Raw genomic sequence first — 26,577 nt, 5'->3', positions numbered from 1 at the left:
GACCGGCCCGCGGCTCCGGCTAGTTTCGCAGTACCGTGCGGCGGTCAAAGGGGCGCGATGACGGAGGTGGCGAAGGAGCAGCAGGCGGCATCGTGGCTCGCCGCGATCTGGGCGGCGCGCTACCGCACGCCGGCCCGCTTCGTCGCGCTGATCGCGTTGCTCCTGCCGTGGACCACGACCGGGTTGATCTTCGCGCTCATTCCCTGGTTGATCGCCTTCGCCTTCCTCGATCTCCGCGAATTTCCGCGCTCGCTGCTTCGCTCGTTCTGCCTGCTGCCGATCGCACTGGTCGTGCTCGCCGTCATGGGCACGCTCTGGTCGGATGCGCCCTGGCCGGAGCGAATCCACGCGATCGGGCCGGCAGCGAAGCTGCTGGTCATTCCGCTCCTGATCTACCAGTTCGAGCGCTGGCCCTACGGCCATTGGGTGTTTTCCGCCTTCCTGGCGTCCTGCACGGCCCTGATGCTCTATTCCTTTGCCGTTGCCATCGACCCCTCGCTCTCGCTGAAGCTCTATCTGTCGCGCGGGCCCTACAAGGTCGAAAGCGGGATCGCGGTGCGCAACTATATCGACCAGAGCCAGGAGTTCGCGCTCTGTGCGCTTGCGCTGGTCTACCCGATCGTGTCGCTGCTGCGGCAAGGCCGCGCCCGCAGCGCGGCGGTGTTCACAGTACTCGCGATCGGATTCCTCGCCAACATGATCTTCGTCGTGGTCTCGCGCACGGCGCTGGTGACGCTGCCGATCCTGGTGCTGGTGTTCGCGCTCCTGCATCTGCGCCGGCGCGCGGCGCTGCTCGCGGCAGGCGCGATGGCGCTGGCGGCCCTGCTGCTCTTGGCTGTGTCGCCGCATCTGCGCACGACGGTTGCGAAATTTCAGGCCGATTATGAGGCGAGCGTGCAGGATGGTCAGGTCAGCGGCATGGGTTCACGGCTGGAATATTGGCGGAAGTCCCTTCGCTTCGTCGCCGATGCACCGCTGATCGGCCACGGCACCGGCGCGATCCGCAGCCTGTTTGCAAGTGCGGCCGCCGATGGGCGCGACGACCCGCTGCGCCGCGAGATCGTCGGCAATCCGCACAATCAGACGCTGAGCGTGGCCGTGCAGTGGGGCGTCATCGGTGTCCTTGCCCTCTACGCGCTGTGGTTTGCGCACCTCTCGATGTTTCGCGGCGAGGGGCTGGCCTGCCGGATCGGGCTTCTGATCGTGGTGCAGAACATGCTGACCTCGTTGCTCAACACCCATCTGTTCGATTTTGTCCCGGGCTGGATCTACGTGATCGGGGTCGGTGTTGCCGGAGGCATGGCGCTCGCCGCGAAGAGGGCGCGAGCCTAGCTCACCGATCCGGCCGACTGCTTTCGGAAAATGAAGCTGTTGCAGTAGTCCTTGCGCTTCCAGAACCAGTCGCCGTCCTGCCGCTGATGCTTGGCCGCGTCGAATTGCGAAATGGGAAGCACCCGGTGCTGGCACACGAAGCGTCCCTCGTATCCGAGGCGTTCGAGAAATGTGAAGACGTCGCCGACATGACCGGGCGCAAGGTGGCGGTTCTCGCATTCGAAGACCAGCAGCGGCCCGTCATTGCGCAGGATTCGTTCGGCCCCCTTGAACACGGCAAGTTCGGCGCCTTCGACGTCGATCTTGAGCAAAGCGATCCGCTCGGTCGGCCTGAAGTAGTCGTCCAGCGCGATTGCTGGCACGGTAAGCACGGAAACGCGCTCGGCCTTTGCGTCGCCGTGGCAGAGCGAGGCGCCGGGCTGATGGCCCTCCGGCACGTAGAGATCCTGCGGGCCGGAATGCGAATAAACGGCCTTGGCTTCGACGGTCACGTTCGCAAGTCCGATGACGTCGCAGATGCCGGCGAGCGCGTGCGCCAGTTCGGGCTGCGGTTCGAACGCGATGATCCGTCCGTCATGGACCCACCACGACAGCCAGTAGATGAAGCTGCCCTTGTTGGCGCCGACGTCGCAGGCGATATCGCCTGGTTTGAGATGCTGCCAAATGGCGGTGAGCTCGGTCCGCTCGTTGCGTAGCAGCGCCTTCAGCGCACGAACCCGAAATCGGATGCTCGTGGCCGTAAGCCAGGCGCGTAAAATGCCCATTGGGTCAAAATATCCTCTTGCAGGCGTCAATGAACTTCAGGCAATGCCAAACCGTAGCCCGCAACCGGACTCGCTGCAACCGCGCGTTGCGTCCCTGCCAACGGTGTTCGAGGGTGCGCCGCGATCTAGATCGCGCCGATGCTGTTCCAGACCAGGGTGAGGCCCGACAGGAACAACAGGCCGAGCACGACATCGCCGAAATGCTTGTCGTTGAGGGCGTGATAGACCCGCGCGCCGGCCCAGGCGCCGATCAGCGTGCCTGGAAACGCCACCATCGCGAGCCAGATCACCTTGAGCTCGACGAGACCCGATGCGGTCTGCAGCAGCAGCGCGGTCGCCAGCACCGTGAAATTGAAGAGCTGGAAGATGCCGCGCCGTTCGTGCTTGTTCCAGCCGCGGATGTTGGCCCACAGGATCGGCAGCGGCCCGGACAAGCCGGCGAGGCCGCCCAGAATACCGCCGGCAAAGCCGATCGCGCCGTCGGCGATCCGGCCGCCGAACTTGATCGCGAGCGGCCGCTTGTTCAGATACATCGCGCTCGAAAAAACCAGAATCAGAACGCCGACGCTCAGCTTGAACACTTTTGGATCGGCCGTGGCGATCAGCATGGTTCCCAGCGGCACTCCGATCAGCCCGCCGATCAGGAACGGCCAGACCAGCGAGAGGTCAAAACTCTTCCACATCGACGGCAGCGTCGAGGTCTGCGCGATCACCGAGCAGATCAGCACCAGCGGCACCGCAAGCGAGGGCGGCAGCACGTAGAGCCAGATGCCGAGCGCCATCAATGCCGTGCCGAACCCGGCCAGCCCCGAGACGAAGCCGCCGGCCAATGCGCCCAGGGGCAGCAGGACGTAGGTCAGAGTGTCCACAGAGTGTCCTTTGCAGCGATCCCGAATTGTTGATCGCCATCGCCCGCATAGCACGGCTGCCGTCGTGCAAGTCAATCCGTCGCGCACGCAAGCGTGATCTGCGGTGTCGGGCGTTCGTGGAAGACGCGCCTACATGACGGTCGTACTTCAATGCCGGGGCCGATCGCCGCGATCGTGCTCACTGATCGGCCAGCCCCGAACGAGATGACGGAGAATGACGATGACCCGTACCAACGTCGCCGTTGCGGCTGCATTGTTGTCGGCAGCGGCGTTGATGCCGACATTTGCCCAGGCTCAGTTTTCGGAGCCCGCGGCCTATCAGGCCGCTCATCCTGACCGCGATGTGCTGAATGGCGGCCAGCTCACGCCCGCGGGACGCGCGGCCCGTGGCGAGACAGCGGCGCCGACCGAAGCCTATGCGGCTTATCCGTCAGGTGCGACCCCGGCCGTTCGCCCTCGCCACCGCCGTCACCACCGTTGAGAACAGACTAGACGATCTGCCTGGTGTCGGCGGGCTTCTGCAGCGCGCCAACCAGGATGCGCAGCGCTTCCGTCAATTCAGACCTGTTCCGCGCCGCTCCCAGCGAGACACGTGCCGCGTGCGGCGGTGTCCCGTCGACGATGAAGGCATCGGCGGCGACGACCGCCAGTCCATTGCGGAGCAGATGTGCGGCGACATCGGGCCGGCCCTCGGGCAACCGCAGCCACAGATGATGTGCTGCGGGCTTGGCCAGGAATTGGAAGCCTTTCAGGGTGCGCTGCGCGAGCTGTTGTCGGCCGACCGCCTCGTTGCGGATAGCGGTGATGATGCGATCGGCAATCCCGTGTTCGATCCAATGCGTCACCAGCGCGACCATGAGCGGCGCCGGCATCTGCACGGTCGCCTGCAAATATGCACGCATCTCCCGCTGCGCGTCGCTGTCGGGCGTCATCAGGTAGGCAACGCGCAGCGCCGGCGCGATGCATTTCGACAGCGTGGTCGCGAGATAAGTCCGCTCCGGAATGAGGTTTGCGATCGGCACGGCCGAGCGGTCGAGCAGGCCGTAAGCGTCGTCCTCGATCAGGATCGTGTCGCTATCGCGGATGATCTTCGCGATGGTGCCGCGCCGCTCGGGCGAGAGCGTCGTGGTGGTCGGATTGTGCAGCGTCGGAATGAGATAGACGGCCTTCGGCTCGTACGTGCGACAGGCCTTCGCCAGCGCTTCGGGCAGGATGCCGCCGTCATCCATGGCGACGCCGACGAGCTTGATGCCGAGCCGCACTGCTGCGGCCTTGATGCCGGGGAATGTCAGCGCTTCCGTCAGCACGATATCACCGGGCCGCGCAAGGTGCGCGAGCAGGTTGAACAGGATGGTTTGCGCGCCGGGAAAGATCACGAGCCTGTCGGCACGTGCATGCGGCACCCGTGAACGCATCCAGCGTGCGGCCACTTCGCGCTCATGCGCGCTGCCGCCGGGCGGCTGATAGTTGAGATAGGCCGTCAGCCCCGATTGCGCGCGAACGGCTTCCATCCCGGCGATGATGCGCTCGTCGAGTTGCGCCTCCAGCGGATGCGGCGGCACGTTCATCGACAGATCGATCGCAACGGGATGCGGCAGGTCGACCGCGCGACGCGCACTGGTCTCCGACACGAACGAGCCCTGTCCGACCCGCGCCTCCATGATGCCGCGTCGCCGTGCCTCGGTGTAGGCGCGCGTCACCGTGGTGAGATCGACGTCGAGCGCCTTTGCCAGCGCGCGCTGCGTCGGCAATTGCTGGCCGCGCACCAGCCGGCCGGCGGCAATGTCGGCCTCCATGGCATCGACGATGCGTTGATAGCGCGGGCCTGACAGCTCCGAGATTGTCGGGATCCAATCCATGCAATTTAGGCCCATATCCTTTGAATGTATGGATGCAAGACATTATTGTATGGATCGTCAAAAAGGAAGAGGTGTGGTCATGGCGACCGGTTCGATCTCTCTGGCGAAGGCTATGTGGCGCGGTTTCCGCGGCAGATGTCCGAACTGCGGCGAGGGCCATCTGTTCGGCCGCTTCCTGAAGGTTGCCGACGCTTGCGACCATTGCGGCGAGGAGTTGTTTCACCAGCGCGCCGATGATTTTCCCGCCTATCTCGTGATCGTCGTGGTGGGCCATCTCGTGGTGCCGGCGATCCTCGCGGTCGAGACCGCCTATGCGCCGCCGGAGTGGCTGCAACTCGCGGTGTGGCTGCCGGTGACGCTGTTCGCCTCGCTTGCGCTGCTGCAACCGACCAAGGGCGCCATCGTCGGCCTGCAATGGCAGGTCGGCATGCACGGTTTCGAGGCGGGCAAGCTGCGGCGCGAAGCCGCCGGGCTTGCGCCTGTCCTTGTGAAGGTGGACTCGCGCGCCGCCTGAGCTGGCGGCGTTTACATCGCGGGCGCGGCCGCTACACTCCATCGTACAAGCAAGAACGATGGAAACGCCGATGGCCGCACGCGAGAAGACTTTTCTGCTTTGTCACGGCGCATGGTCCGGCGGGTGGGCCTGGAAGAAGATGCATCCGTTGATGGCCGGGGCCGGTCACCGCCTGGTGACGCCGACCTATACGGGCCTCGGCGAACGCGCGCATCTCGCCAGTCCCGCGATCGATCTCGACATGCATATCGAGGACGTCCTCAACGTCATCAGATTCGAAGATCTCAGCGACATCGTGCTGCTCGGCCACAGCTATGGCGGCATGGTCGCGACCGGTGTCGCCGACCGCGCCCGCGAACGCGTGACGCAGCTGATCTATCTCGACGCTTTCGTGCCACGCGACGGCCAGTCGCTGTTCGACCTCAACGAAGCCGGCCGCGAACCGATGCGCAAGGCAGCCGCCTCCGGTGACGGCTACCGCATCCCGCCGAACCCGCCGCCACCGGATACGCCGCCGGCCGATCTCGACTGGCTCAACGCGCGCCGGGTCGCGATGCCGGTCAAATGCTTCGAGACGAAGCTGAGGCTCGCGCATGGCGAGCCGGCGATCCCGCGCAGCTACGTCTATTGCACCCGCATTCCGCCGGGCGACGTGTTCGGGCAATTCGCGGCGCGGACGAAGAACGAGGAGGGGTGGCGCTATGTCGAGCTCGACGCCAGCCATGCGCCGAACGTGACGGCGCCGGAGGCGCTGACGAAGGTGCTGAACGAGATCGTCGCCTAGCTCGTCATTCCGGGGCGTGCGCAGCACGAACCCGGAATCCATTCCTCAACCGATTGCGCCGCCCGATGGATTTCGGGCTCTCGCTTCGCGTGCCCAGGAATGACAGCATCTGATTGGCTGCGCTCGCACTCCGCAAATGGTGAGGGGTCCGATGCGGTCAGCATCGAACCCCTCGTCACTTTCTTAGTCTAACGCGTTTTCTTGACGCGAACCGGAAAACCACTTCGCTCGAAAACGCTTTAGAATATCAGCCGGCCTGTAAGCCGGGTTCTGTAGGGCACCGCCCGCTTGCGCGAACGATACGTGACGGCCATTCCTCTGGGACCGTGTTCGCACACGGCCTCGAGCAACCTACCCGGACGGCGGGCCTGACATCGCCCCGCGGCGTTATCGCTTTCGCGAACAGCCCGCTACGCCGTCCCTATTCGGTTTTGCTCCCGGTGGGGTTTACCATGCCGGCTCCGTTGCCGGATCCGCGGTGCGCTCTTACCGCACCTTTTCACCCTTACTCCGCGAAGCCCGAAGGCAAAGCGGAGCGGTTCGTTCTCTGTGGCACTTTCCCTGGGGTCGCCCCCGCCGGACGTTATCCGGCACCGTATGTCAAGGGAGCCCGGACTTTCCTCCCCGGCGGCCTTTCGGCACCTGCCGGAGCGGCCGTCCGGCCGACTGACGGGGCATGCATGGGGCATTTGCATCGGTTTCGTCAAGCCGAGATCGCCGCGCACCCCGGCCCGAAATATTTTATCCTGAAGATGTCGTCTGCTGCGTGCCCCGTTCGACTGGATGTCGGCGACACAGCCGAACAACAGGAGTGAAGCGATGCAATATCTGCTGATGATCTACCAGAACGAGGCCGAGTACGCGAAGAACGACGAGGCGACCAGCCAGAAGATCCTGGCCGAGTACCAGGCTTTCACGCAAAGCATCGTCCAGAGCGGCAACTATAAGGGGGGCGACCGCTTGCGGCCGACCACGACCGCGACGACGGTGCGCGTGCGCGACGGCAAGACGCTGATGACCGACGGTCCGTTCGCCGAAACGCGCGAGCAGCTCGCGGGCTATTACCTGATCGAGGCCAGGGACATCGATGCGGCAACCGCGATCGCGGCCCGGATACCCAGCGCGCGCATCGGCTCGATCGAGGTGCGGCCGATCTGGGAGCACGACAAGTGAGCGGCGGCGGGGAATGACCCCTTCTGAGATCGACAGGATATTTCGCGACGAGGCGGGGCGGGCGCTGGCCACGCTGATCCGCCTCGTCGGAGATTTCGATCTGGCGGAGGACGCGCTGCAGGATGCGTTCGCCGTCGCGCTGGATCGCTGGGCAGCGGGCGAGGTGCCGGCCAATCCGCGCGCCTGGCTCGTCAATGTCGCCAGGCACAAGGTGATCGATCGCATCCGCCGTCAGGCCGTCTTTCGCGGCAAGCAGGAGGCACTGGTGCACGAGATCGAGCTGAATGTGCCAGCCGCCGACGAGCCGCCGGCGATGCTCGACGACGACATGCTGCGGCTGATCTTCACCTGCTGCCATCCCGCGTTCGCGCCCGAGGTTCAGGTCGCGCTGACGCTGCGTACCGTCTGCGGCTTGTCGACCACGCAGGTCGCGCGCGCCTTCCTCGTCGGCGAGGAGGCGATGGCGCAGCGGCTGGTTCGCGCCAAGCAGAAGATCAGGCTCGCCGGCATTCCCTACGAGGTGCCGGAGCGCGAAGAGCTGGCGACGCGGCTCGAAGGCGTGCTCGCGGTGATCTATCTGGTCTTCACGGAGGGCTATGTCGCGACGTCGGGCGCAGATCTGATGCGCCCGGATTTCGCGATCGAGGCGATCCGGCTCGCGCGCCTGCTCGATCGGCTGATGCCGGATCGCGCCGGCATCAAGGGCCTGCTCGCTCTCATGCTGCTGCACGATGCGCGCCGTGCCGGACGCGAGACCGCGGCCGGCGACATCGTGCTGCTCGAAGAGCAGGACCGCTCGCTCTGGGATCGTGCGCAGATCGAGGAAGGTCTGCGCCTGGTCGACGACGCACTGCGCGTGCCCGGCTTGCCGCAACCTTATCTCGTGCAGGCCGCGATCGCCGCGCTGCATGCCCGGGCGCCGAGCTATGAGCAGACCGACTGGCGGCAAATCACCGGGCTCTATGGGGTTTTGCTACGTATCGGTCCCTCGCCGGTGATCGAACTCAACCACGCTGCCGCGCTGTCGATGGTCGATGGCCCGGCGCGTGCGCTCGATCTGGTCGACGCGATCAGTGCACGTGGCGGGCTCCGCGGCTACGCGCTTCTGCCTGCGGTGCGCGCGGATCTGTTGCGAAGGCTGGGTCGCAAGGACGAGGCGCGCGAGGCCTATCAGGCAGCGACTGCGGCGACGCAGCTCGAGCCGTTGCGGCGGCTGTATGCGCGGCGGGTGAGGGAGATGGGGTAGAGGTTCTCGTGCCCCGGACGCAGCGCAGCGTCCCCGGCGATGCGAAGCATCGTCCGGTGCGATGCGCTGCAGAGTCGGGGCCCATCCTGCCGCGAGTCGTGTCGCCCACTGGGTCCGGCTCGCGCTTCGCGCGTCCGGGACACGAGAGCGAACTGCGCGGCCACATCCTCACTTCGACGCGACGGTCGTCCCATCCGTCGGCAGGCTCGCCAGCAGCGCCTGCAATGTCGACAGCGTCGAGTGGTCCGCAACCCCATCCAGCCGCGCCGGGCGGAAATGGCGCTGGAAGGCCGTGACGACTTCCATGGTGGCGGCATCGTATTTGCCGGTCAGCGGCACCCCGTAGCCGTACTTGGCGAGCGCCTGCTGCATGCTCAGCACCTCGTCGCTGATGGTGCCGAGCATCAGGCTCTCGCCGCGCACGACCGGCGCGGGCGTCACCCAGTGACCGACCCCGGAATTGGCCAGCGAATGCCACGGAAATTTCTCGCCGGGGTCCTTCTTGCGCGCGGGCGCGACGTCGGAATGGCCGAGCACGCGATGGGACGGCACCTTGCGGCGAAGCATGATGCCGCGGCACAGCGCGATCACGGCGGCGATCTGGCGCAGCGGATATTCCGGGTAGCCCCAGTCATGGCCCCGATTGATGATCTCGATGCCGATCGAGCAGGAGTTGATGTCGTCTTCGCCGGCCCACGAGGAGACGCCGGCATGCCAGGCACGCTTGGCCTCGGACACGCATTGCACGATGCGGCCGTCCTCCAGCACGACGTAATGCGCCGAGACCTCGGTGCCGGCCGTGCACAAACGCGCCAGCGCGCCCTCGACGTCGGGCATGCCGGTGTAGTGCAGCACGATCATGTCCGGCTGCCGTCCCTTGTTGCGCTCGCCATAGTTCGGCGAGGGGATGATGTCGGAGACGATCGAAGAGTCCGGCTCGAACGTCCGCATGTTCGCCGCGGCCTTGGGAACCGGGAGAACGCGTTGACGCTTCGAATCAGATCCAGACGGGGTGGAGGAACCGGACGGCGGCATAAACAACTCAGGTCGGACGCGAATGGGCCAAGCCCTTCTCTTTACTATTCCTTTACCCTCCACCGCGCGCAATCGCGCGGCGCGGTTAACGGATCTATTTTGCGCATGTGTGTGGATGAAGCATCACTGCCGCTTCACCTTTTCGACTTGTAACGAGCCGAGCAACGCTTTCTTAACGCTAAGGGTCGTTACTGAGGGATGAAGAGCCGACCCGCGTCCGGAGGCGGCCAAAGCGTATTTTGGCTCGAAATCCATGGCTGCCCGACAAATTCCGCTGGGAACACTCGGTTTGCGGCCCGGGACGACCGGACTCGGTCATCATGCTGGACGGGGGCTTTGTCGTGGAACCGCCGCGACGCGGAATGATTCGAGGCGCTATGGGCTGGCACGCCCCCGATCTGGCTTGGTCGCTCGGCAGGCTTTGGGTCACAAGGTTTGGCACATGAGCCCCGCTGCTCATATCCCCGTGCTCGGCCGCGAGGCCATCGATCACCTCGCGCCGCGCGCGGGCGGGATCTATGTCGATGCCACTTTCGGCGCCGGCGGTTATAGCCGCGCCATCCTCGACGTCCCGGGAACCCGCCTGATCGCGATCGACCGTGACCGCACCGCCATCGCCGGCGGTGCTGATCTCGTCGCACGCTCCGCGGGCCGGCTGACGCTGGTCGAGCACCGCTTCTCTGACCTCGCCGAGGTCTGTGCGGCGCAGGGCGTGGACGCGGTGGACGGCGTCGTGATGGATGTCGGCGTGTCCTCGATGCAGCTCGACCAGGCCGGCCGCGGCTTCTCGTTCCGCCTCGACGGCCCGCTCGACATGCGGATGGGGCAGTCGGGCCCGACTGCGGCCGACGTGGTGGCCCGCGCCTCGGAAAGCGATCTCGCCGACATCATTTATCAGCTCGGCGAAGAACGGCATTCGCGCCGTATCGCGCGCGCCATCGTGGCCGACCGGCAGGAAACGCCGTTCACGACCACGCGTGCGCTTGCCGATCTCGTCGGCAGGGTCGTGCGCTCGAAGCCCGGAGACATTCATCCGGCGACGCGGACGTTTCAGGCGTTGCGCATCTTCGTCAACGAGGAGCTCGAGGAACTTCAGACCGCGCTGGCTGCGGCCGAGCGCGTGCTCAAGCCGGGTGGCCGCCTTGTGGTGGTCTCGTTCCATTCGCTGGAAGATCGCATCGTCAAGAATTTCTTGTCTGCGCGTTCGAAGACCGGCGGCGGCTCGCGGCATCTGCCGGAGGTGGCGCAAGTTCCGCCGAGCTTCCAGTTGCTGACGCGGCGGCCTGTCGTCGCCGGTGAAGACGAAGTCGCGCATAATCCGCGCGCGCGTTCCGCAAAACTGCGCGCGGCCGAGCGGACCTCTGCGCCCGCGCATGAGGACGACGAGGCATCGTCCTGGCCCAAGCTCTCCGACGTGTTGAGGGGCGGCTAGCGCATGCGCATCATCCACCTCCTCGTCATCGGCGCGCTGATCTTCGCGGCGGCCTATGTCTACCGGATCAAGATGGACTCTACGGCGCGCACCGAGAAGGTGCTGCGGCTGCATGCGGAGATCCGCGAGCAGCGCGACGCGATCGCATCGCTGCGCTCCGAATGGGCCAAGCTCGATGCGCCGCTGCGCCTGCAAGGCCTGTCCGACCGGCATCTGCAGCTCAAGCCGGTCAACGGCACGCAATATGATTCGCTGAAGAACCTGCCGGAGCGTCCGCCGCGGATGTTCAGGCCGGGCGAGCCCGACCCGATCGGGGCCATGCTCAACACCATCGAAGCCGCAAGCGACCCTGACACCGTGACGGGCTCCGTGCCTCAGCCCGAGGACAATCAATGAGCGCTGCGACTCCGGCCAAACCCATAGAACCCTGGCGGCAACGTCTGATCCGCAGCCTGCTCTACGGGCGCAATGTCGACCGTGCCGCCAAGGCGCGCGCGCGCGTTGGCCTCGCCATGCTCGCCTTCGCCTCGGTCTACGCCCTGATCGGCGGCCGGCTCGTGATGTTTGCAATCGGCGCTGACGCCCATGGCGCCCGCCGCGCCGCGGCGCAGGAGGTGGTGGCGACCGCACGCCCTGATATCGTCGACCGCAACGGCGCCATCCTCGCGACCGACGTCAAGGCGGCGAGCCTGTTCGGCGAGCCGCGCCGCATCATCGACAAGGACGAGGCGATCGAGCTTCTCACCGCGACCGTGCCCGACCTCGACGAGGCCGAGGTGCGCGAGCGCCTGAGGACGCGCAAGGGCTTCGTCTGGCTCAAGCGCGAGGTCACGGCGCAGCAGCAGCAGGCCATCCACAAGCTCGGCATTCCCGGCATCGGCTTCCTGCGCGAGAACAAGCGCGTCTATCCGACCGGCAACGAGGTCGCCCACCTCATCGGTCTCGTCAACATCGACAACCAGGGCATCGCCGGCATGGAGAAGTGGCTCGACAATCAGGGCCTCGCCGATCTCCACCGCGCCGGCTTTGCCACCGACCGGCTGCAGAAGCCGATCGAGCTGTCGATCGACCTGCGCGTCGAGCACGCGCTGCGCGACGAGCTGCTGAAGGCCAAGGACAAGTTCCACGCCAAGGCCGCCTCCGGCATCGTCTCGAACGTCAAGACCGGCGAACTCGTGGCGATGGTGTCGCTTCCGGATTTCGACCCCAACAATCCGAAGGAGGCGCACGATCCCGATCGCATCAACCGCCTGACCACGGGCGTTTACGAGATGGGCTCGACCTTCAAGGCGTTCACGCTGGCGATGGCGCTCGATTCCGGCAAGATCAATCTGAACTCGTCGTGGGATGCGCGCGGAAACCTGCACTACGGCAAGTTCACCATCCACGACAGCCACCCGCTCGGACGTTTCATCAACACCAAGGAAGTCTTCACCTTCTCGTCCAACATCGGCGCCGCGCGGATCGCGCTTAGCCAGGGCGTGGAGGCGCACAAGGCGTTCCTCGCCAAGATGGGCCAGCTGACGCGCCTGCGCACCGAGCTGCCGGAGAGCGCGGCGCCGCTGGTGCCGCGACGGTGGGGCGAACTGAACACTGTCACCATCGCGTTCGGCCAGGGCATGTCGGTGGCGCCGCTGCAGGCGGTGATGGGCATCAATGCGCTGGTGAACGGCGGCTATCTGATTCCGCCGACCTTCATGAAGCGCAGCGAGTCCGAAGCCGCGGCGATGGCCAAGCGCGTCATCAAGACGGAAACCAGCGACAAGATGCGGTTCCTGATGCGGCTGAACGCCGAGATCGGCACCGCCAAGACCGCCGACGTCAAGGGCTATTACGTCGGCGGCAAGACCGGCACGTCCGAGAAGGTCATCAATGGCCGCTATGCCAAGAAGCGCGTGCTCAACTCGTTCACGGCGATCATGCCGTGCGACGATCCGAAATATCAGATCCTGATCATGCTGGACGAGCCGCAGGCGATTCCCGAAACGAAGGGTTTCATCACCTCGGGCTGGAACGCGGTGCCGACCGGCGGCAAGGTGATCGAGCGGATCGCGCCGCTTCTGGGCGTCGAGCCCCGGTTCGACCTGCCGCCTGCGGACCGCCTTATTCTTGCAGCATCCAGGACAACCCAGTAATCAACGGGGTGGCCATCGCCGCGGCTGAGTCGGGATTTTCCCAGGGATTCGGCTTTCCGGCACGGCATTGTCGACTGGAAGACCATGAAGCTGTCCGCCCTGCTAGGCAATGACGCCGCGATCGAGCCCGCCGCCGCGGCGCTCGACGTCACCGGCCTTGCGCTCGACAGTCGCGCGGTCAAGCCGGGCGATCTCTTCTTTGCGCTCGCGGGCAGCAAGACCGACGGCGCGCGCTTCATCGACGCGGCGATTGCCGCAGGCGCCGTTGCCGTTGTCGGCGACCATGCCCCCGCCGGCGGCAAGGTGCCGTTCATCGCCGTCGCCAATCCGCGCCGCGCGCTGGCGCTGGCCGCAGCCGAATTCTTTCCCGCCCAGCCGGCGACCATCGCGGCCGTGACCGGAACCAGCGGCAAGACCTCGGTTGCCGCCTTCACGCGCCAGATCTGGGAACGGCTGGGGCATGCCTCAGCCAGCATCGGCACCATCGGCCTGGTCTCGCCCAAGCGCACCGTCTATGGCTCGCTGACGACGCCGGATCCGATCGCGCTGCACCGGCAGATCGACGAGATCGCGCGCGACGGCGTCACGCATCTCGCCTTCGAGGCGTCGTCGCATGGGCTCGATCAGTATCGGCTCGACGGCGTGCGCGTCTCCGCCGGTGGCTTCACCAATCTGTCGCGCGACCACATGGATTACCATCCGACCGTCGCGCATTATCTCGCGGCGAAACTCCGCCTGTTCCGGGAGCTCGTGCCTCCGGGCGGCGCGGCGGTGATTTCGGCCGATCATGAGTGCTCGGCCGAGGTGATCGCTGCGGCAAAGTCGCGCAGCTTGCGCGTGATGGCGGTTGGCCGCAACGCCGACGGGGCAGGTGAGGGCATCTGTCTTGCCGAAGCCGCGGTCGAAGGATTTTCGCAGAAGCTGTCGCTCGAGCATCGCGGCAAGCGTTACGCGATCCGGCTGCCGCTGGTCGGCGAATTCCAGATCGAGAACGCGCTGGTGTCGGCGGGCCTTGCCATCGGCACCGGCAGCGATGCGGTCGATGTGTTTGCGAGCCTGGAGCATCTCGAAGGTGCCAAAGGGCGCCTCGAACGGGTCGGTGAGCGCAACGGCGCGCCGATCTTCGTCGACTATGCGCACAAGCCCGACGCGCTGGCCAAGGCGTTGCAGGCGCTGCGGCCTTACGCGAAACGAAAACTGATCGTCGTGTTCGGCGCCGGCGGCGATCGTGATGCCGGCAAGCGGCCGATCATGGGCGAGATCGCGGCCGAGAACGCCGACGGAATCATCGTCACCGACGACAATCCGCGCAGCGAGAAGCCGGAAGCGATCCGCGCCGCAATCCTTGCCACGGCCAAGGGCGCCCGCGAGATCGGCGACCGTGCCGCCGCGATCCGAACCGCGATCGAAGAACTTGAAGAAGGCGATGCGCTGCTCGTCGCCGGCAAGGGCCACGAGACCGGGCAGATCGTCGGCGGCCAGACGCTGCCCTTCAGTGATCACGAGGCGGTCGCGGCCGCATTGACGTTGAGGACAGCATGAGCGGGCCCATATGGACGGTTGCCGAAGTGGCGCGTGCGCTGGGCGCCGCCGGACCGTTCCCCAATACTCCGATCGATTTCGTCACCCAGGACAGCCGTCTGGTGAAGCCGGGCAGCCTGTTCGTGGCGCTGAGCGGCACGCCGAGCGGAGGCTTTATCTCGGCCTTCGCCAGCACCCGCGACGGCTGGGAGTTCGCCGACAAGGCTGAAGCTTCCGGCGCGGTCGCGATGATCGTGCCGCACGAGATCGCGGGCATCCGCATTCCGCAGATCGTCGTCAAGGATACCCTGATCGACGGCCTCTGGGGCCTCGCACGCGCCGCGCGCGCCCGTTTCCACGGGCCGGTGATCGGGCTCACCGGCAGCGCGGGCAAGACCAGCACCAAGGAATTCCTGGCGGCCTATCCGAACGCCTATGCCAGCCCCTCGAGCTTCAACAATTTCTGGGGCGTGCCGCTCACGCTGTGCAATGCGCGCACCGATGCCAGCCTCTGGGTCGTCGAAATGGGCATGAACCAGAAGGGCGAGATCGCACGGCTCAGCGAATTGACGCGGCCGACGGTGGCGCTCGTCGTCAACGTCCAGCCCGTGCATCTGGAAAAGCTCGGCTCGCTCGAAGCCATCAGGCACGAGAAGGTGTCGATCGCGCACGGCCTGCCCGAGGACGGCGTGCTGGTGCTGCCCGCCGGGCTCAAGGCGTCGGAATGGAGAGGCAAGGTCGTGCGCTTCGGCGAGCATGCCGAGGTGCACGAGGTCGCGCACGCGCCGCATGGCGAGAGCTGGCAGATCGTGGCCATGATCGGCAAGAAGGAGATCGCCTTCAGCCTGACGCCGGGCGCGCCGCATCGCGTGCAGAATGCGCTGGCTGCGCTCGCCGCGATCCGTGCGGCCCATCTCGATCCGGCGACGCTCGCGATCAAGCTCGACCGGGTCGGCATCATGACCGGCCGCGGCGTCGAGCAGGCGATCGGCGGCATCACCGTGATCGACGACAGTTTCAACGGCAATCCAGCCAGCGTTGCTGCGGCGCTGCAAAGCCTGCAGGCCCGCAACATCACCGGCGGCCGCCGCATCGCGGTGCTCGGCGACATGCTGGAGCTCGGCGATGACGCGCCCAATTATCACACCGCCCTCGCCAAGCATCTCGACGGGATCGACGCCGTCTACTGCGTCGGCCCCCTGATGCGCCACCTCTACGATGTGCTCCCGGCCGGCAAGGGTCTCGGCTGGCACGACGATCCCGCCACGCTGAAGCCGGGCGAGGTCGCGAGCCTGCTGAAGGCGGGCGATGTCGTGGTTGTCAAGGGCAGCAAGAAGATGTTCTGGGTCAACAAGTTTGTGCCCGGCCTGGTGGCCGCCTTGCAGGCAAAGGCGTAAACTGCTTGGAAGGCGCCGTTCCCGAATCCCACCCTTTGCGGCGCGAAGCCGTCCGGTTTCCCGAGGTCGCGCGGCCCATGATGAAGACCAGCGAATGCGCATGAGGCACGTTACGACCATGATCAAGGCCCAGATCGTGCGTGCAAAGCGCCATAGGACCGTTTGAATGTTTTACTGGCTGATCGAGCTCTCCAACACTTTTCCGGGCTTCGGTGCCGTTCGCACCTTCCTGAACGTCTTCCGCTACATCACCTTCCGCACCGGCGGCGCGGTGGTCACCGGCGCGCTGTTCGTGTTCCTGTTCGGGCCCTGGATCATCGATCATTTGCGCATCCGCCAGGGCAAGGGCCAGCCGATCCGGACCGACGGCCCGCAATCGCATCTCGCCAAGAAGGGCACGCCCACCATGGGCGGGCTGATGATCCTGTCCGGTCTCACGGTCGGCACCGTGCTGTGGGCCAATCCGCTCAACCCCTATGTCTGGATCGTGCTGGCGGTGACGCTCGGCTTCGGCTTCGTCGGCTTCTATGACGACTACCTCAAGGTGACCAAGCAGACCACGAGCGGCTTCGGCAGCAAGCTCCGCCTGCTGATCGAAGGGGCGATCGCGCTGGTGGCCTGCTACGCGCTGGTGCGGCTCAACCGCGATCCCGCCTCGACCGCGCTGACGATTCCCTTCCTCAAGGACACCGTGCTGCATTTCGGCTGGTTCTTCGTCATCTTCGGCGCCTTCGTCATCGTCGGCTCCGGCAACGCGGTGAATCTCACCGACGGTCTCGACGGCCTCGCCATCGTGCCGGTGATGATCGCGACCGCGAGTTTTGCGATGATCGCCTATCTCGCCGGCAACGCCGTGTTCGCCGAATATCTCCAGATCAAATATGTCGCCGGCACCGGCGAGCTCGCGGTGCTCTGCGGTGCGCTATTGGGCGCCGGCCTCGGGTTTCTCTGGTTCAACGCGCCGCCGGCCTCGATCTTCATGGGTGACACCGGCTCGCTCGCGCTTGGCGGCATGCTGGGTGCGATCGCGGTCGCGGTGAAGCACGAGATCGTGCTCGCGGTGATCGGCGGCCTGTTCGTGCTCGAGGCGGTCTCGGTCATCGTGCAGGTGGTCTCGTTCAAGCTCACCGGCAAGCGCATCTTCCGGATGGCGCCGATCCATCACCATTTCGAGCAGCTCGGCTGGACCGAGCCGCAGATCGTGATCCGCTTCTGGATCATCTCGGTGATGCTGGCGCTCGCCGGCCTCTCCACGCTGAAGCTGCGGTGATCGCGGTGCTGATTCAGGATCGTCATTCCGGACGACGCAAAGCGGCGATCCGGAATCTCGAGATTCCGGGTTCGACGCTGGCGCGTCGCCCCGGAATGACAGAGGTGTGGTCATGATCCCCGTCACGTCCTTTGCCGGCAAGACCGTCGCGGTGTTCGGCCTCGGCGGCTCGGGGCTCGCCTCCTGCCACGCGCTGAAGGCCGGCGGTGCCGAGGTGATCGCGGCCGACGACAACGTCGAGAACGTCGCCAAGGCCGCGCAGGCGGGCTTCGTCACCGCGGACTTGCGCAACGTCTCCTGGGCGAACTTTACCGCGCTCGTGCTCGCGCCCGGCGTGCCGCTCACCCATCCGGTGCCGCATTGGAGCGTCCTGAAGGCGCGCGAGGCAGGCTGTGAGGTGATCGGCGACATCGAGCTGTTCTGCCGCGAGCGGCGGCGGCATGCGCCGAACGCGCCGTTCGTCGCCATCACCGGAACCAACGGCAAGTCGACCACGACGGCGCTGATCGCGCATCTGACCAAGGTCGCCGGCTACGACACCCAGATGGGCGGCAATATCGGCACCGCGATCCTGTCGCTGGAGCCACCGCGCATGGGCCGCGTCCACGTCATCGAGATGTCGTCCTACCAGATCGATCTCACGCCTTCGCTCGATCCTTCCGTCGGCATTCTGCTCAATGTCAGCGAGGACCATATCGATCGTCACGGCACGATCGCGCATTATGCCGCGGTGAAGGAGCGCCTCGTTGCGGGCGTGCAGGACGGCGGCACCGCGATCGTCGGCGTCGACGACGGCTTTTGCCGCGACATCGCCGACCGGCTCGACCGCTCGGGTAAGAACGTGGTGCGCATCTCCGTCAAGAACCCGCTGGCATCAGGCATCCATGTCGAGCACGGCAATATCGTGCGCACCGCGGGCGGCGCGCGCAGCGAGATCGCGGCGCTCGGCGGCATCGGCTCGCTGCGCGGCCTGCACAATGCGCAGAACGCGGCCTGCGCGGCCGCTGCCGCGCTCGCGATGGGTATCAGTCTCGATGTGCTGCAGAACGGCCTGCGCAGCTTTCCGGGCCTGGCGCACCGCATGGAGCAGGTCGGCCGTCGCGGCAACGTGCTGTTCGTCAACGACTCCAAGGGCACCAACGCGGATGCCACCGCGCATGCGCTGTCGTCCTTCGGCGATATTTTCTGGATCGCCGGCGGCAAGCCGAAGGCGGGCGGCATCACCAGCCTGACCTCCTTCTTCCCACGCATCCGCAAGGCCTATCTGATCGGCGAGGCCGCGCAGGAGTTTTCGGGAACGCTGGGCTCGGTTGCGCACGAGATCAGCCAGACGCTCGACGTCGCCGTCGAGCACGCCGCGCGCGATGCGGAAGCTTCGGGCCTCACCGACGCCGTCGTGCTGCTGTCGCCGGCCTGCGCCTCCTTCGACCAGTACCGCAACTTCGAGATCCGCGGCACCAAGTTCCGCGAACTGGTGCAGGCTCTGCCGGGCGTGAAGCCGGTGGTGTGAGATGTCGCGGCGACGCTGGATCGGGATCGGCGCCGTTGTGCTCGTTGTCGCAGGCTTCCTCTTCGTTGTGCTCGTTGACAGCATCATGAGCGGATTCGGCGCGTGCCGCGTCGTTCGCCAGCGCGCATTCGCCTCGCCCAGCGGAAGCCAGCTGGTCGTCGTGGTCTGGAAGTCGTGCGGAGCAACGGTGCCCGATAGTACGCAAGCCAGCGTCGTGGCACGTGGCCGGACGTTCTCGCCCGAGAGCACGCCAACCTTCGTCAGTGTGCGCGGGCATCTTGATGTTGTCGTCGCCTGGAGCAGCGAGCGGGCGGTCAGGATCGGCTTCATTCCCGGGCCAGAGCAGGTCTACAAGCGCGATCAACGCGCGGGGGATGTCGCGATCTACTACGAATAGCAGGTGGTGTGAGAGGAGCTGGCTGCCCCTTGCTCCGCTGTCGTCGCCCGGCTTGGATGCCCCGGTCAAGCCGGGGCATGACTGTGTTTTGGCGAGGCAGCGGACATCATCTCCAAACATCCGCGGTTCCTTAACCCTGCGGTAACCAACCTCGGCGACCAATGGACCCACCTCTGTCCGAAAGCGGCCGCCCATGCTCTCCCGTGAAGAACGCACCCCCTTTTCCGAGTGGTGGTGGACCGTCGACAAGCCGCTGATGGGCGCCATTTTGGGCCTGATGCTGACCGGCGTGATCCTGTCGCTGGCGGCGAGCCCGCCGGTTGCGACCCGCATCGGGCTCGATCCGTTCCACTTCTTCAGCCGTCACGTGCTGTTCCTTCTCCCGTCCTGCCTGGTGCTGCTCGGGGTCTCGTTCCTGTCGCCGCGGTCGATCCGCCGCTCGGCGCTGATCATCTTCGCGGCCAGCATCATCCTGATCGTGCTGACGCTCGCGATCGGCCCGGAGGTGAAGGGTTCGCGGCGCTGGATCACGCTGCTCGGCGTCAACATCCAGGCCTCCGAAATCGCCAAGCCTTCGTTCGTCGTCATCGCCGCCTGGCTGTTCGCGGAATCGACCAAGCGTCCGGAGATGCCGGCGACCACGATGGCGCTGGTGCTGCTCATGATGCTGGTCGCGCTGCTGGTGATGGAGCCGGATTTCGGCCAGACCATGCTGATCCTGATGGTGTGGGGCTCGCTGTTCTTCATCGCGGGCATGCGCATGATCTGGGTGTTCGGGCTCGCGGGTCTCGGTGCAGCCGGCCTGTTCAGCGCCTATCTGTTCGTCCCGCACGTGGCGGGGCGCATCAAGCGCTTCATGAACCCGGCCTCGGGCGACACCTTCCAGGTCGATACCGCGATGGAGGCGTTCTACAACGGCGGCTGGTTCGGCCTCGGACCGGGCGAGGGCATTGCAAAACGCAGCCTGCCGGACAGCCATACCGACTTCGTGTTCGCGGTCGCGGCCGAAGAGTTCGGCATCATCCTGTGCCTAGCCATGCTGGCGCTGTTCGCCTTTGTCGTGATCCGCACGCTGTCGAGGGCCTATGCCAATGAGGACATGTTCTCGCGCTTCGCGGCCTCGGGTCTCGCCATCCTGTTCGGCATCCAGGCGGCGATCAACATGTCGGTCAACCTTCAGCTCATTCCCGCCAAGGGCATGACGCTGCCGTTCATCTCCTATGGCGGCTCCTCGATCGTGTCGCTCGCCTATGGCGTCGGCATGATGCTGGCGCTGACGCGGCTGCGCCCGCGCACCGAGGTCGAGGCCAGCGGCCACGCCGAGGCGATGCGCAGTTACGCGTAGTTGCTCTCGTGTCCCGGACAAGCGAAGCGCAGATCCGGGACCCAGAGTGCCGTAACCGTGGGTCCCGGTTCAGCGCTGCACCACGCTGCGAAGGGCAGCGTGCTGCGCCGCGCCCGGGGCACGTGCACCCGCTCGCAATGACGACGCAGGCCCTGTAAAAGGGCGTTTATGGATACCTCCCCCTTGATTCTTCTCGCCGCGGGCGGCACCGGCGGCCATCTGTTTCCGGCCGAGGCGCTCGGCGTCGAGCTGATCCGGCGCGGCTTCCGCGTCCGCCTCGTCACCGACGAGCGGGCGCTACGCTACAGCGGGCTGTTCACCAAGGACATGATCGACGTCGTTTCGAGCGAGACCGCGCGCGGCCGTAACCCCTTGCAGCTCGCCTATGCCGGCCTCACGCTCGCTGCCGGCACGCTCGCGGCTTATCGGCTGATCAAGCGGTTGAAGCCCGCGGCCGTCATCGGCTTCGGCGGCTATCCGACGCTGCCCCCGCTGGTTGCGGCGAAGCTCGCCGGCGTGCCCGGCATCATCCACGACGCCAATGCCGTGCTCGGCCGTGCCAACCGGTTTCTGTCGGGCCATGTCCGCGCCATCGCGACGTCGCTGCCGGGCGTGCTCGACCGCGACCCGGCGCTGGCAGGCAAGACCACGACGGTCGGCACGCCGATGCGCCCGGCAATCCTCGCCGCTGCCGCCGTGCCCTATGCGGCGCCCGAGGTGAACGGGCCGCTGCGCCTGCTCGTGGTCGGCGGCAGCCAGGGCGCGCGCATCATGGCCGACATCGTGCCCGGCGCGATCGAGCGGCTCGAGCCGGCGCTGTGGAGCCGGCTTGTGCTCACACAGCAGGTCCGCGACGAGGACATGACCCGCGTGCGCGCGGTCTACGACAAGCTCAAGATCAAGGTGGAGCTCGCGCCGTTCTTCACGGATCTCCCGGCCCGACTCGCTTCCAATCATCTCGTGGTATCGCGCTCCGGCGCCGGCACGGTGGCCGAGCTCGCCGCGATCGGCCGGCCCTCGATTCTGGTGCCGCTGCCGGGCGCAATCGACCAGGATCAGTTCGCCAATGCCGGCGTGCTGGCCAAGGTCGACGGCGCAATCCGCATCCCGCAGACCGAGTTCACCTCCGACCGTCTCGCGGCCGAGATTTCCGGCCTTGCCGCCGAGCCCGCGCGCCTTGCCGCCATGGCCGCGGCCGCGAAGGGGGCCGGCCGGCTCGATGCCGCCGAGCGGCTCGCCGACCTCGTCGTGAAGACCGCCGGAATTTGATCCCTCCGCCGTTTAGGATCGTAAGGGCCTCCCGGCCCGATCGCGACGCGTGCCTGTCGAGGCCGCGGCGAACAGGAGCGAAGGACCCGGTCGTGGACGGCCTACTGATTCATTCCCTCTCGGAGTTCTCCGACCTCATCCTCGAGGCGCTCAGGCTCGCGGACGCGCGCGACATCGTCGAGATCGGCTCGGAATATGGCGGCATGTCGCCTTTTCTCGCCGCGCATTGTCGTGCGCGCGACGGGCAACTGACCACGATCGATCCGGCGCCGAAGCGCGAGTTCATGGAATGGCTGAAGGTCAGCCCCGACATTCGCCATCTCGCCAAGACGAGCCTCGAGGCGTTCGCCGACATTAACGGGGCCGACGCCTGGGTCGTCGATGGCGACCATAATTGGTACACGGTCTACAACGAGCTCGGCCAGATCGACGCGATCTGCCGGCGCGCCGGCAAGCCGCTTCTGGTCTTCGTGCACGACATCGGTTGGCCCTGCGGCCGGCGCGACTTCTACTACGCGCCCGAACGGATCCCCGCGGAGCATCGCCATGCCCATAGCTTTCAGGCCGGTGCAATTCCGGGCCGCGATGCGCTGGTCGAGGGGCGCGGATTCCGCGGCATGGGTCAGTTCGCCTTCGCGGAAGGTTTTGGCGGTCCGCGCAACGGCGTGATGACGGCCATCGACGACTTTCTGGCCGAGGCGCTCAGGGACGGCAGGGAGTTCGGCTTTGCCGAGATCCCGGCAGTGTTCGGGCTTGGCGTGATCTTCGACCTCACCGCGCCCTGGAGCGCGCCGCTTGCCGATCTCCTGCTGCCCTATCACCAGAACAAGCTCATCCGCGCGCTTGAGGCCAATCGCCTGCGCAACTATCTTCGGGTGCTCGATCTTCAGGACGAAGCGGCCGCTCGCTACCGGCCCGCCTGACATCCGCCGCGGCCCGTTCCCTTCGCGGATCGGAGCGGGGCCTGGCGGCCCCGGAAACCGGCCAAAATGGGGCATTCAAGCCGGAAATTACCGAACGCGACGGCCGGACCGGGCTTGTCCCGGTGCGCCCAGTCTTGCATGAAGTGGAGGAGATTCGCCGCCGGCCGGCTGCCTCAGGCGGAGATGCCAGGCCGGGAAGGATAGATAGAGACACAACCATGAGACTGCCGCGCGAGATCGGACCCATCCACTTCGTCGGGATCGGCGGGATCGGCATGAGCGGCATTGCCGAGGTGCTGGTCAATCTCGGCTATGCCGTGCAGGGCTCGGACGCCTCCGACAATTACAATCTCGATCGTCTGCGCAAGAAGGGCGCCAAGGTTTCGGTCGGCCACAAGGCCGAGAATGTCGACGGCGCCGAGGTGGTCGTGGTGTCGTCCGCGATCAAGCGTGACAATCCTGAATTGATGGCGGCGCGCGAGCGGCGCATTCCCGTGGTGCGCCGCGCCGAGATGCTGGCCGAGCTGATGCGGCTGAAGAGCTGCGTCGCCATCGCCGGCACCCACGGCAAGACCACGACGACCACGATGGTCGCAACACTGCTCGATGCCGGCGGGCTCGATCCGACCGTGATCAACGGCGGCATCATCAACGCGTACGGCTCCAACGCACGGCTTGGGGCCGGCGACTGGATGGTGGTGGAGGCCGACGAGAGCGACGGCACGTTCCTGAAGCTGCCGACCGACGTCGCGATCGTCACCAATGTCGACCCCGAGCATCTCGATCACTTCAAGACCTTCGAGGCCGTGCAGGACGCCTTCCGTCACTTCGTCGAGAACCTGCCGTTCTACGGCTTTGCCGTGATGTGCATCGATCATCCCGTGGTGCAGAGCCTGGTCGGCAAGATCGAGGATCGCCGCATCATCACCTATGGCGAGAACCCGCAGGCCGACGTGCGGCTGGTCGATCTCACGCCGATGGGTGGCGGATCGAAATTCAAGGTCGCGTTCCGCGATCGCAAGACCGGCGCCGTGCATGAGATCGCCGACCTCATGCTGCCGATGCCGGGCCGCCATAACGCCTCCAACGCGACGGCGGCGATTGCGGTCGCGCGCGAGCTCGGCGTGTCGGACGAAGCGATCCGCAGTGCCATCGCCGGCTTCGGCGGCGTCAAGCGGCGCTTCACCAAAACAGGCGAGTGGAACGGCGTCACCGTGATCGACGATTACGGCCATCACCCCGTCGAGATCGCGGCGGTGCTGAAGGCGGCGCGCGAATCCACCAACGGCAAGATCGTCGCCGTGGTGCAGCCGCATCGTTACACCCGCCTGCAATCGCTGTTCGAGGAATTCTGCACCTGCTTCAACGACGCGGACGCGGTTGTTGTCGCCGACGTCTATGCCGCCGGCGAAGCGCCGATCGACGGCATCGACCGCGATCATTTCGTGGAAGGCTTGCGCGCGCATGGCCATCGCGAGGTGGTGCCGCTGCGGGCGGCGCCGGAGCTTGCCGGCATCGTCAAGGGATTGGCGAGGTCCGGCGATCTCGTCGTGTGCCTCGGCGCGGGCAACATCACGCAATGGGCATATGCCTTGCCGGATCAGTTGAAGGCGTTGGGGTGAGCATGCCGATGGGAGGCTTGCAGCCAGCCGCACGGCAAACTGCGCTCCCTCCCCCCTTGTGGGGGAGGGCGGGGGAGAGGGGTAGCCACAAACTCCGATCTCGCTTGGGGCTCCCCCCCTCCCTGACCCTCCCCCACAAGGGGGGAGGGAACGGAGAGCGCTTGCGTCCCTCACGTGAGGTGACGACGTGACCTTTCCCGACATCACCCCCGCTCTCAAAGCGGCGATGCCTGACCTGCGCGGCCGGCTGCTCGCCAACCAGTCGCTCGCCGAGCTCACCTGGTTTCGCGTCGGCGGTCCCGCGCAGGTGCTGTTCACGCCGGCGGACGAGGACGACCTCGCTTACTTCCTCGCGCATCTTGCGTCCGACGTTCCAGTCCATGTCGTCGGCGTCGGCTCCAACCTCATCGTGCGCGACGGCGGCATTGCGGGCGTCGTGATCCGTCTGGCACCGCGCGCCTTCGGCGAGGCGAGCGCGAGCGGCGACGTCGTCACGGCAGGTGCTGCCGCCCTCGACAAACGCGTGGCGGAAGTCGCGGCCTCCGCCAATATCGGCGGGCTTGAATTCTTTTTCGGCATTCCCGGCACCATCGGCGGCGCGCTGCGCATGAATGCAGGCGCCAATGGCGGCGAGACCAAGGACGTGCTGATCGAGGCGAGGGGCGTCGGGCGCGACGGCACCAAGCACGTGTTCTCCAACGCGGACATGAAGTTCGTCTACCGCAACAGCGGCGTCGATCCCTCCATCATCTTCACTGCCGCGCGCTTTCGCGGTGAGATCAGGGATCCTGATGCGATCCGCGCGCGCATGGCGGAGGTGCAAAGCCATCGCGAGACCGCGCAGCCGATCCGCGAGAAGACCGGCGGCTCGACCTTCAAGAATCCGCCCGGCCATTCGGCCTGGAAGCTGGTCGACGCCGCGGGCTGCCGCGGCTTGCGTGTCGGCGGCGCGCAGGTCTCCGAGATGCACTGCAACTTCCTGATCAACACCGGCGATGCCACCGCGCACGACATCGAGGCGCTGGGCGAGACCGTGCGCGAACGGGTGAAGGCAAATTCCGGAATTGAGCTACACTGGGAAATCAAGCGGATCGGGGTTTCCGTGTGAGTGTCATTCCGGGGCTCGCGACTTCGTCGCGCCCCGGAATGACGAACGAGAGAGATTACGGACTATGACCATGCGCATCACCATCCTCTTCGGCGGCTCCAACCGGGAGCGTCTGGTTTCGGTCGCTTCGGCCCAGGCGCTGCATCAGGCACTGCCCGAGGCCGATCTCTGGTGGTGGGACGTCGAGGACAAGGTGCATGTGGTGCAGTCCAAGCAGCTGCTCGAACATGCCCGTCCGTTTGAGGACGAGTTCAAGCCGGGAACGTCAGGCATTCCGCTGGAGCAGGCGCTCGACCGGGCCAAGGCAGAAGATCGCGTGCTGGTGCTCGGCCTGCATGGCGGACGGGCCGAGAACGGCGAATTGCAGGTGATGTGCGAGGCGCGCGGCGTGGCTTTCACCGGCTCCGGCTCGGCGTCCTCGCATCTCGCCTTCGACAAGATCGCGGCCAAGCGCTTCGCCGCGCTCGGCGGCGTGACGCCGCCGGCCAACATTGCGCTTGATGATATCGATGAGGCCTTCGCCGAATACGGAAAGCTGATCGCAAAGCCGGCACGTGACGGGTCGAGCTATGGCCTGATCTTCGTCAACGCCAAGCAGGACCTCGTCGCCGTCCGCAACGCGGCCAAGCACGAGGACTACGTGATCGAGCCCTATATCGCCGGCGTCGAGGCGACCTGCGGCGTGCTGGAGCGCACCGATGGCTCGATCATCTCGCTGCCGCCGATCGAGATCATTCCGGGCGAGGGCAATTTCGACTACGCCGCAAAATACCTCCTGTCGACGACCCAGGAGATCTGCCCCGGCCGTTTCGCGCCCGAGATCACCGCCGCGCTGAAGGCGCAGGCGATGCTGGCGCACCGCGCGATGTCCTGCACCGGTTATTCCCGCTCGGACTTCATCGTCTCGGCCAAGGGTCTCGTCTATCTCGAAACCAACACGCTCCCCGGGCTGACCAAGTCCTCGCTCTACCCCAAGGCGCTGAAGGCCGAGGGCATCGCGTTCGACGACTTCCTGCGCGGCCTGGTGGAGCTCGCCGGGCGGGGCGTACGGAATAGTTAGGACTGGTTAACG

Annotated in this window: 24 protein-coding genes and 1 other RNA gene; 20 read left to right on the top strand and 5 right to left on the bottom strand. The window is 66.1% G+C overall.

Translation table 11 applies throughout. The features are described from left to right. Positions 1-57: 57 nt before the first annotated feature. Positions 58-1,332, top strand: coding sequence for an O-antigen ligase family protein (locus tag UNPF46_RS02190; RefSeq protein ID WP_142248883.1), 1,275 nt, complete (start codon positions 58-60; stop codon positions 1,330-1,332). Here the strand turns inward: UNPF46_RS02190 and UNPF46_RS02185 are convergent. Together UNPF46_RS02185 and UNPF46_RS02180 are read right to left on the bottom strand one after the other, a co-directional pair. Beyond that, positions 1,329-2,096 (bottom strand): FkbM family methyltransferase, encoded by a 768-nt coding sequence (locus UNPF46_RS02185; protein WP_142248882.1) that lies wholly within the window; start codon positions 2,094-2,096, stop codon positions 1,329-1,331. The genes UNPF46_RS02190 and UNPF46_RS02185 overlap by 4 nt on opposite strands. A gap of 125 nt (positions 2,097-2,221) precedes the next feature. Further along, complete coding sequence (locus UNPF46_RS02180) at positions 2,222-2,965, bottom strand: sulfite exporter TauE/SafE family protein (RefSeq protein WP_100178469.1); 744 nt, start codon at positions 2,963-2,965, stop codon at positions 2,222-2,224. Positions 2,966-3,185: 220 nt separating this feature from the next. Between UNPF46_RS02180 and UNPF46_RS02175 the strand changes: the two genes are divergently transcribed. Further along, positions 3,186-3,446, top strand: a complete 261-nt coding sequence (locus tag UNPF46_RS02175; protein WP_174719046.1) for a hypothetical protein — start codon at positions 3,186-3,188, stop codon at positions 3,444-3,446. A gap of 7 nt (positions 3,447-3,453) precedes the next feature. Here the strand turns inward: UNPF46_RS02175 and UNPF46_RS02170 are convergent, their stop codons facing one another. Continuing rightward, positions 3,454-4,824, bottom strand: coding sequence for an aminotransferase-like domain-containing protein (locus UNPF46_RS02170; RefSeq protein ID WP_181769732.1), 1,371 nt, complete (start codon positions 4,822-4,824; stop codon positions 3,454-3,456). Positions 4,825-4,873: 49 nt separating this feature from the next. Between UNPF46_RS02170 and UNPF46_RS02165 the strand changes: the two genes are divergently transcribed. Both UNPF46_RS02165 and UNPF46_RS02160 read left to right on the top strand, forming a co-directional pair. Continuing rightward, positions 4,874-5,338: a DUF983 domain-containing protein gene (locus tag UNPF46_RS02165; RefSeq protein ID WP_283811649.1), complete on the top strand. Its 465-nt coding sequence runs from the start codon at positions 4,874-4,876 to the stop codon at positions 5,336-5,338. 70 nt (positions 5,339-5,408) lie between these two features. After that, a complete protein-coding gene (locus UNPF46_RS02160) occupies positions 5,409-6,122 on the top strand; it encodes an alpha/beta fold hydrolase (protein WP_181769731.1) in 714 nt (237 codons plus the stop codon). 243 nt (positions 6,123-6,365) lie between these two features. Here the strand turns inward: UNPF46_RS02160 and rnpB are convergent. After that, an RNA gene (gene rnpB, locus UNPF46_RS02155) (RNase P RNA component class A) lies at positions 6,366-6,792 on the bottom strand. A 149-nt stretch (positions 6,793-6,941) separates the two neighbouring features. On the opposite strand from rnpB, the gene UNPF46_RS02150 reads away from it, so the two are divergent. Both UNPF46_RS02150 and UNPF46_RS02145 read left to right on the top strand, forming a co-directional pair. Continuing rightward, positions 6,942-7,295 carry a YciI family protein gene (locus UNPF46_RS02150; RefSeq protein WP_142248879.1) on the top strand — a complete coding sequence of 118 codons (354 nt, stop codon included), beginning with the start codon at positions 6,942-6,944 and terminating at the stop codon, positions 7,293-7,295. 13 nt (positions 7,296-7,308) lie between these two features. Further along, on the top strand, positions 7,309-8,541 hold the full coding sequence (locus UNPF46_RS02145; protein WP_142248878.1) for an RNA polymerase sigma factor: 1,233 nt from the start codon (positions 7,309-7,311) through the stop codon (positions 8,539-8,541). 168 nt (positions 8,542-8,709) lie between these two features. On the opposite strand, the gene UNPF46_RS02140 is transcribed toward UNPF46_RS02145, so the two are convergent. After that, a complete protein-coding gene (locus UNPF46_RS02140; protein WP_100178476.1) occupies positions 8,710-9,492 on the bottom strand; it encodes an N-acetylmuramoyl-L-alanine amidase in 783 nt (260 codons plus the stop codon). Between the two features lie 526 nt (positions 9,493-10,018). On the opposite strand from UNPF46_RS02140, the gene rsmH reads away from it, so the two are divergent. The 14 genes from rsmH (at position 10,019) to UNPF46_RS02070 (ending at position 26,565) form a co-directional block, all read left to right on the top strand. Beyond that, entirely contained in the window at positions 10,019-11,008 is a 990-nt protein-coding gene (gene rsmH / locus UNPF46_RS02135; RefSeq protein ID WP_174719049.1) for a 16S rRNA (cytosine(1402)-N(4))-methyltransferase RsmH, read from the top strand. A 3-nt stretch (positions 11,009-11,011) separates the two neighbouring features. Next, positions 11,012-11,404, top strand: a complete 393-nt coding sequence (ftsL, locus tag UNPF46_RS02130) for a cell division protein FtsL (protein ID WP_097663117.1) — start codon at positions 11,012-11,014, stop codon at positions 11,402-11,404. Then, the gene (locus UNPF46_RS02125; protein WP_097663116.1) at positions 11,401-13,143 is read left to right on the top strand and encodes a peptidoglycan D,D-transpeptidase FtsI family protein; all 1,743 of its coding nucleotides are present in this window, start codon (positions 11,401-11,403) and stop codon (positions 13,141-13,143) included. The genes ftsL and UNPF46_RS02125 overlap by 4 nt, the downstream gene beginning before the upstream one ends. 84 nt (positions 13,144-13,227) lie before the next feature. Beyond that, on the top strand, positions 13,228-14,685 hold the full coding sequence (locus tag UNPF46_RS02120) for a UDP-N-acetylmuramoyl-L-alanyl-D-glutamate--2,6-diaminopimelate ligase (RefSeq protein ID WP_142248877.1): 1,458 nt from the start codon (positions 13,228-13,230) through the stop codon (positions 14,683-14,685). Next, positions 14,682-16,061 (top strand): UDP-N-acetylmuramoyl-tripeptide--D-alanyl-D-alanine ligase, encoded by a 1,380-nt coding sequence (locus UNPF46_RS02115; protein ID WP_142248876.1) that lies wholly within the window; start codon positions 14,682-14,684, stop codon positions 16,059-16,061. The genes UNPF46_RS02120 and UNPF46_RS02115 overlap by 4 nt, the downstream gene beginning before the upstream one ends. Positions 16,062-16,227: 166 nt before the next feature. Further along, positions 16,228-17,331 carry a phospho-N-acetylmuramoyl-pentapeptide-transferase gene (gene mraY, locus UNPF46_RS02110; RefSeq protein ID WP_100178481.1) on the top strand — a complete coding sequence of 368 codons (1,104 nt, stop codon included), beginning with the start codon at positions 16,228-16,230 and terminating at the stop codon, positions 17,329-17,331. A gap of 112 nt (positions 17,332-17,443) precedes the next feature. Continuing rightward, positions 17,444-18,841, top strand: a complete 1,398-nt coding sequence (gene murD, locus UNPF46_RS02105; RefSeq protein ID WP_142248875.1) for a UDP-N-acetylmuramoyl-L-alanine--D-glutamate ligase — start codon at positions 17,444-17,446, stop codon at positions 18,839-18,841. A gap of 1 nt (position 18,842) precedes the next feature. Next, positions 18,843-19,238, top strand: coding sequence for a hypothetical protein (locus UNPF46_RS02100; RefSeq protein ID WP_100178483.1), 396 nt, complete (start codon positions 18,843-18,845; stop codon positions 19,236-19,238). A gap of 193 nt (positions 19,239-19,431) precedes the next feature. Next, positions 19,432-20,583 (top strand): putative lipid II flippase FtsW, encoded by a 1,152-nt coding sequence (gene ftsW / locus UNPF46_RS02095; protein ID WP_100178484.1) that lies wholly within the window; start codon positions 19,432-19,434, stop codon positions 20,581-20,583. Positions 20,584-20,751: 168 nt separating this feature from the next. After that, a complete protein-coding gene (gene murG, locus UNPF46_RS02090; RefSeq protein ID WP_100178485.1) occupies positions 20,752-21,852 on the top strand; it encodes an undecaprenyldiphospho-muramoylpentapeptide beta-N-acetylglucosaminyltransferase in 1,101 nt (366 codons plus the stop codon). 92 nt (positions 21,853-21,944) lie between these two features. Then, entirely contained in the window at positions 21,945-22,775 is an 831-nt protein-coding gene (locus UNPF46_RS02085; protein ID WP_100178486.1) for a class I SAM-dependent methyltransferase, read from the top strand. A 218-nt stretch (positions 22,776-22,993) separates the two neighbouring features. Next, positions 22,994-24,397, top strand: a complete 1,404-nt coding sequence (murC, locus tag UNPF46_RS02080) for a UDP-N-acetylmuramate--L-alanine ligase (RefSeq protein ID WP_142248874.1) — start codon at positions 22,994-22,996, stop codon at positions 24,395-24,397. Between the two features lie 187 nt (positions 24,398-24,584). After that, entirely contained in the window at positions 24,585-25,505 is a 921-nt protein-coding gene (murB, locus tag UNPF46_RS02075; RefSeq protein WP_142248873.1) for a UDP-N-acetylmuramate dehydrogenase, read from the top strand. 70 nt (positions 25,506-25,575) lie between these two features. Next, a complete protein-coding gene (locus UNPF46_RS02070) occupies positions 25,576-26,565 on the top strand; it encodes a D-alanine--D-alanine ligase family protein (protein WP_181769730.1) in 990 nt (329 codons plus the stop codon). The last annotated feature ends 12 nt before the right edge of the window (positions 26,566-26,577 follow it).

Origin of the sequence: Bradyrhizobium sp. UNPF46, assembly GCF_006658625.1 — a bacterium.
Taxonomy (GTDB): domain Bacteria; phylum Pseudomonadota; class Alphaproteobacteria; order Rhizobiales; family Xanthobacteraceae; genus Bradyrhizobium; species Bradyrhizobium nitroreducens.
Note: the sequence above shows the minus strand (reverse complement) of the source record. Positions and strands in the feature narration are given on the sequence as shown.